Raw genomic sequence first — 6174 nt, forward strand, 5'->3', positions numbered from 1 at the left:
AAGCTTTAGCGTAGCGACTGCGCCACTTGCGCACGACAGCCCGTTATGTTGAATGGCGCAGCCATTCACCCCGCAGCACCTGCCAGGCTGGGCCGGGCTCGATGCCCGGCCTGGCCTGTCATTCCCAGCTCTGCGCGAAGCGCCTGGCTTTGGCTCCTCGCACGCCGGCAGAAGCGGCTAAGGCGGAATCACCAGCAGCCTAGCGTCGGCGCGGGCCTTGCCTCCCGCAAGGGCCGTGACGGGAGCGGTGCACAGCAGCAGCGTGTCCATCACTGTTCGGCCTCGTCATCCTCCTCCCCCGCCAAAGCCTCCAGCAGCGCCGTGGCGGCATCGCCAGCCACCGCTTGAGGGCTTGCAGCCTGATCGTGCCCCTTGCGCTCCAAGCGGCTCGGGTGCGTGGCCCGGTGCACCTCGATCAGTTTGTCAATCGAGACGTGGGTGTAAATCTCCGTGGTCTCCAAACTGGTGTGGCCCAGCATGGCTTGAATGAAGCGAATGTCGGCACCGCCTTCGAGCATGTGCGTCGCACACGCGTGGCGCAGCAGGTGCGTGGCACCCCCTTTGTGGATGCCGGCGAACTGCATGTAGCGGCGTACCTTGTCGGCAATCTGGTCCGCGCGCATGGGCTGGCCGTAGTCGGAGATGAACAGGGCTTGGCTGTCGGCTGCCAGCAGTTCGCCTCTAGCCTCGGTGAGGTATTTTTCTAGCCAGGCGGTGGCACGTGTGCCCAAGGGCACGACGCGTTGTTTGCCGCCTTTGCCATGCCTCACCCACAGCACACCACGCAGCAGGTCGGGGTCGTACACGCCTAAGCTGGCGGCTTCGCTTCTGCGCAGGCCAGTGGCATACAAGAGTTCGAGCAAGGCGCGGTCGCGCAGGCCTTGCGCGCTGCTGGGCTCGGCCTCGGCTAAGACGGCTTCTACCTCAGCGGGATTCAAGATGCGCCCTGGCAAGCGTTTGGGTTGGCGCGGCAGGTCCAGGTCAGCGGCGGGGTTGGCCAGGATGTGGTGGGCTCTAGTCAACCACTTGAACCACAGCTTGATGGCGGCCAGGTACTGCAGCTGCATGCCGACGCTGAGCGGCTGGCCATTGGCCTTGCGGTAGTAGAACAAATGGCGCTGGTAGCGCTCGATCATGGGCCGGGTGATCTGGCGCGGCTCATCAATGCCGCGCTCGTCAATCCAGCTGATGAATTTGCGGATGTGCTGGCGCCGGGCGCGCACGGTGTCGCCGCTGTAGCCGCTGACGGCCATCCACTCGAAGTGTTCTTCCATGTAGCGCAGCAGCAGCTTGTGCGCCAGCGGGTCGTCTTGTGCGTGGGGTGGACCTGGCGGTTTGACGGCGGCGCGGCGGCGGGTTTTGAGGAGCTGGCCTTTGCGCATGGGCTCAGGCGGCTAAAGATTGAAGGTGGGCTTGTGGGTACGACGCGCGCTCACGTGCAAGGGGGGTGGCGCGTGCGGCGGGCTGTGCATCGGGTAATTCGCCTGCAGCCCTTATTCCATGCGCCTTAGCGGGGGTTTTAGCTGTCCGCGCATCCCCCGCGTTGGCCCCGTTTAGGGGCCGCGATGGGGCCGCGAACTCCCCCACTTGCCCCCGCGAACTCGGATTCGTAGCTGTAGGTTCCGAGGCCGATTGCAGCGCCGCTGTGTCAATCAGGCCGGACAGATGCGGTTCATCACCCGTGCCGCTTTGGTCGTGCAGCAGCTCGTACTCAAAGCTCTGCCCGCGCTGGCCCCGGTGCGTCAGCAGGTATTCCAGCGCGGCCAGCCGGTCCAGGTGAATGCGCGCCTGGGTGTCCGAGAGGCCGGTGGCCGCGCGTACCTCTGAGCGGCTAAAGCGGATATCGCGCTGGGGCAAGCCCTGCGCCGCCATCTTCTGGCGTACCAAGGCCTGCACGCCCGCGAACATGCGCCGGGTTTGCGGCGGCAGCTCGTCCAGGCTGGTGCCCAGCACCTCGTGCGCAATGCGGTTGGCCAGTTCGATATCCGAGAGGCTGGCTTCGATGTACTCGACGCTCTGGCCATTCACATCGACGCTGTGAGTTGTGCGCTGGTGCTGGTGCAGCAGCGCAATGGTGTCGATCAGTGTGAGGTACTTTTCATGATCGCGGCGGGTGCGCGTGCGGTCATCGAGGAAGGTGAGCTGGTCGGCCCAGGGGTTGACCACGGCCAGGGGGCGCAACAGGCGCTGGGCGTTGCGGTGCACCGTCAGGATGGCTTGTTTCTCGTGCTTCCTGGTCAGGCCTGCCAGGGTGCGGCGTTCGCGCTGCAGTTTGTGGATGGCTCTTGTTTGCTCTCTGGCTTCATCGACGGAGAGGACCAAACACCGGTTCATCAACTCTTCGTCAATGTCGATCGCGGTGGTGGTCATGAACAGGCTCATCGGGCCTTCGACCTTGTATTCCTGGGTGATCAGGTTGCCTGTGACGGCATCGGTACCAGTCGATGCAATGGTGAGTTCGCCTTCGGACTGCAACAGCTTTAAGGCATAGCTGGCGCGGTGTGCGCCTTCTTCTTCGGCTATCGCCAGGATCTTGTGTTTCAAGTTGGTCTGGCCCATGTAGAACAGGCTCTGCCCGGTCATGGCGCTGTACTGGATGCGCTCCTCCTCGGGCACGAAGGACAGGATGGCGTCCATCAAGCTGCTCTTGCCTGCTGCGCTGCTGGACTGGATGACGATGGCCAGCGGCCGGTCGAGCTTCCTGCTGACCGCGGCCAGGTAGCCCACCAACTTGTTGGTGGCTTCGCCCACCACGCCCGCCGCTTCAAAGTCGGCCAGGATGCGCGCCGGCAGGTCGGGGGTTTTGAGCAAGGCCAGCGCGTCGGCTCTGTCTGGCTCGGTCATGCTGTCGGCGGGTGTGGGCTGCAGCACTTCTGCAATGGCTTCGTCCTGCACGCTCTCCAATGCCATCAGCACGCGACCCAGGTCGGCTTTGAGGTGGCGCTCGTCCAGCCCGGTCTCGGCTGCAGCCTGTCCAGCAAAGTGGCCGCGCTGCTTGGCGTTGTACAGGTCGAGCGTGTCGACGTGGAAGGCGCCGCCGTCGCTACTGGCGATGGCAATGCGCACGTTGACCTTGAGCACGTCGGGGGAAAGATTCTTCTCCAGACCGCGCACGCGCCAGGTTCGCGCGCCCACACCTTCACCGAAACGGATGTGCACTTCGCGGCCCTGTTCACGCTGCAGCACCTCCACCCAGGGACCGGCTGCGGCTTCGGGCACGGGTGATGCGGGCAATGCAGGCAGCTCGATGGGTCCACTCTTACTATTATTTTCATAGCTGCTTGCGCCCGTGTTACCTGGGCTAGAGGCCGATTTGGCTTGTAACTCTTGGGCTACAGGGCCTGTGGGGCGTTCTGGCGGCTTGCCTTTGCCCAGCCATGCCGCCTGCCGTATCAGCAAGCCCAGGCTCTTGGTGGCCGGGGTTACCTTGAGCGCGTACTCGTTGGCGTCCATGCCCTTGGGGAACTGGATGCGGAAGCACTCCATGCCTTCGGCCATGAGCCGCTCGGCCAGCTTGGGCGCAGCCCTCTCGCCAGCGTCGTCGCGGTCGTAGGCAATCAAGACGCGCTGGACTCCGTGAGTCTTGAAGGCTTGCAGCAATTCATCGGTGAAGCCTTCCACGCCATACGCCGTGGTGACGTTGCGATACCCGGCGCACCAGAAGGTGAGCGCATCAATGATGGATTCGCACAGGATGATTTCTTTGCTGGCCTGGAGTGCTGCGATGTTGAACACGCCCCGCCCTCGCTCGGCATGGCCTGGCAGGTACAGGTGCAAGGGCGTGCCCGGCCGCAGGCGCGGCGTGATCTTGCGCCCATACAGCTCGCACACTTCCCCCTGCGCGCCCAGCACCGGCACCACCACCGAACCATTGAAGTGTTCGTGGCCGCTGGCGCGGTAGATGCCTAGCTTTTCTAAACGGGTGCGGATGTCGGCGCCGCTGCTGCGGCGTTTGTCGGGCAAACGCAACCCAAGCGTGCGGTTGGCGTAGCCCAGCTTGAAGTGGTCCACCAGCTCGGGGTGATTGAGGCCGCGCTGCTGCAAGTAGGCCAGCGCTTCCGGTGACTGCTTCAAGCTCTGGTGGTAGTAGTCCACCACCTGCAGCAGCAAAGCTCGGTCGTCGGCGTCCAGCGTGACCGGCGGCGGCAAGGCGCGCACCGTGCTGCGCTTGACAGGTTCGCCGCCCTGGGAACCAGCGGCTAAAGAAGAATCTTCCTTGAGCAGTTCGACCGCATGGCGAAAGCTCACACCCTTGAGCTTCATCACCCAGTCAATCGGCCCGCCGCCGCATTGGCAGCCAAAGCAGTGCCAGAGGTTCTTGGCCGGGGTGACGACCAATGACGGTTCGCTGTCGTCGTGAAACGGGCACTTACCTATCCAGTCCTTGCCGGACTTGCGCAACTCGACACCCGCCGCCTCGACCAGGCGCTGCACCGCCACTTCGTCTTTTAGCCGCTGGACTTCTTGATCGGGGATGCGGGGCATGGGGAGGTCCTTTTCCGACTGGGGTGCAGGGGAATTCCCGCAAACCGTGATCGAAATAAATAATTCGACGGCAGTATACTACTCACAGTAGTATTCAACACAACGCACTGCAAAGTCACCCTCTATGCTCACGGCTGCTTCAACTCCGACCCCCACGCAGGCAGCCATGGCCATCAGCTCCGAGGAACGTGATTTTTTTGTGGCGCTCGGTGAGCGCATCGCGCTCATGCGCAAGGCGCACAGCATCACGCAAGCGCAGCTTGCCGAGACGCTGGGCGTGTCGCAGCAGACGGTGCAGGCCTATGAGGTCGGGCGCAGGCGCATCCAGGTCGCGGCGCTGCCGGTGGTGGCGCACACGCTGTCGGTGTCGCTGGAGGAGTTGTTCGGCGAGGGCAAGCAGGCCGCACGCGGCAAGCGCGGTCCCGCGCCCAAGTGGCAGCAGCAGATCGAGGCGATCTCCAAGCTTCCCAAGGCGCGCCAGAAGTTTGTCAGCGAGATGCTCGATACGGTGCTGGCTCAGCACTGACGCGCTGCGGCACACGCCGCCTGTGAACCCCAGCTCTTAGCAGCTAAGGGGTTGCAGGCGGCTTTTTGTTTTGAGTTAAGAGAGAAACTGGCTGTTAGCCCTTTAAGGACGGGCGTGAGCAGCTATTGAATTTGTAGCGTCGCGGCGCAGGCGTCCGACTTCAACCTCTAAGAAGATCGGAGTCTTTGTTGAACACGGACACGGCCACTCCCCAGCAAAGCGCCAGCACGAATTCCAATAAACCTATTGGCATCCATAGCAGACCGCGCCCACCTCGCAAATCTTGGACGCCCATCTCTCGCAGTGCATACGCATGTCCTTGCATTGCCGCCGCCTTCAACATTTCGTAAGCGCGCTGCAGATCAACATTCACACCCTTGCCGCGTGCGAGCGAGTATCCGACGCGGAACGTCGATGGAAGATTCCCGCTCTGCGCGCCTTGCGAATAGAAACGATAGGCCCGCTCGTGCTCGCCCATTTTTGTGAGCCAGCGGCCAAAGTAGAAACAGCCCAATGGATTGCCAAGCGCAGCCGCGCGTTCGTAGTATGTCGCGGCCTTCGCTTCGTCTTTTGTGCAGCCAATTCCCTGGCTCAACATCCATGCAACGAAGACCTGGCCCTCAGCATGCCCCTCGTCTGCCAGGCGCTTGTACAGGTCGAAGGCCAGGTTGATCTGGCCTTCCTTGTAGGCCGCAAACGCGGCACTTAGTTTTTCCGCTTGCTCTGTGTGCATACGTTCAAGGCCGTGGAGTGATTCCAGGCGGAGGAGCGGGCGGATTGAAGCCTCCAGGGCGGGTAATTGCTGGCGGGCTTAGCAATGGCGGTCGTGGCGGCATGGGCGGCGGCATTGCATCGTCCCTCAAGCCTTTAAGCAACCCGATTGCTGTACGTGCCGGGGCCGGAACGCACATCAGGTAAGCAGCACCGGCACCAGCCACTGCCGCACCGCCCACAGCACCCGCCATGCCTGCAGCGGCCGCCGCATTGCCCACAGCGCCAAGCCTGGCCGCCTCGTCCAATGTGGTGTTGCGCCGCACCCCACCAACCGTAGCAGAAAACAGCAAACCCTCCGGATCAATAAAGCTCAGTGGATCGCCACCCACATACGCAAAGATTGTTGCCCCCGACACGCCCGCACCGTACACACAGCCTTTTTTCCTAGG

General features: G+C 62.9%; 4 protein-coding genes and 1 pseudogene. 1 reads left to right on the top strand and 4 read right to left on the bottom strand.

All coding sequences use genetic code 11. The annotated features are described in order from the left end of the window. Positions 1–269 precede the first annotated feature (269 nt). Together xerC and ABI660_RS22515 are read right to left on the bottom strand one after the other, a co-directional pair. Complete coding sequence (gene xerC, locus ABI660_RS22510) at positions 270–1382, bottom strand: site-specific tyrosine recombinase XerC (RefSeq protein ID WP_348072346.1); 1113 nt, start codon at positions 1380–1382, stop codon at positions 270–272. Positions 1383–1386: 4 nt separating this feature from the next. After that, the gene (locus ABI660_RS22515) at positions 1387–4485 is read right to left on the bottom strand and encodes a CHC2 zinc finger domain-containing protein (protein WP_348072348.1); all 3099 of its coding nucleotides are present in this window, start codon (positions 4483–4485) and stop codon (positions 1387–1389) included. A gap of 166 nt (positions 4486–4651) precedes the next feature. Here ABI660_RS22515 and ABI660_RS22520 point away from each other — a divergent pair, with 166 nt between their 5' ends. After that, entirely contained in the window at positions 4652–5011 is a 360-nt protein-coding gene (locus ABI660_RS22520; protein WP_348072350.1) for a helix-turn-helix domain-containing protein, read from the top strand. A gap of 160 nt (positions 5012–5171) precedes the next feature. Here ABI660_RS22520 and ABI660_RS22525 read toward each other — a convergent pair whose 3' ends face one another. Together ABI660_RS22525 and ABI660_RS22530 are read right to left on the bottom strand one after the other, a co-directional pair. Next, complete coding sequence (locus ABI660_RS22525) at positions 5172–5744, bottom strand: tetratricopeptide repeat protein (protein ID WP_348072352.1); 573 nt, start codon at positions 5742–5744, stop codon at positions 5172–5174. Positions 5745–5748: 4 nt separating this feature from the next. After that, positions 5749–6174 (bottom strand): annotated as a pseudogene (locus ABI660_RS22530) (hypothetical protein); the annotation flags it as partial.

The sequence above is a fragment of the Polaromonas sp. genome (genome assembly GCF_039930745.1).
Taxonomy (GTDB): Bacteria; Pseudomonadota; Gammaproteobacteria; order Burkholderiales; family Burkholderiaceae_C; genus Polaromonas.

Coding starts and splice junctions, on each gene's coding strand:
- ABI660_RS22520 (WP_348072350.1), top strand. CDS start 4,652: ATGGCCATCAGCTCCGAGGAACGTGATTTTTTTGTGGCGCTCGGTGAG.
- xerC (WP_348072346.1), bottom strand. CDS start 1,382: ATGCGCAAAGGCCAGCTCCTCAAAACCCGCCGCCGCGCCGCCGTCAAA.
- ABI660_RS22525 (WP_348072352.1), bottom strand. CDS start 5,744: ATGCACACAGAGCAAGCGGAAAAACTAAGTGCCGCGTTTGCGGCCTAC.
- ABI660_RS22515 (WP_348072348.1), bottom strand. CDS start 4,485: ATGCCCCGCATCCCCGATCAAGAAGTCCAGCGGCTAAAAGACGAAGTG.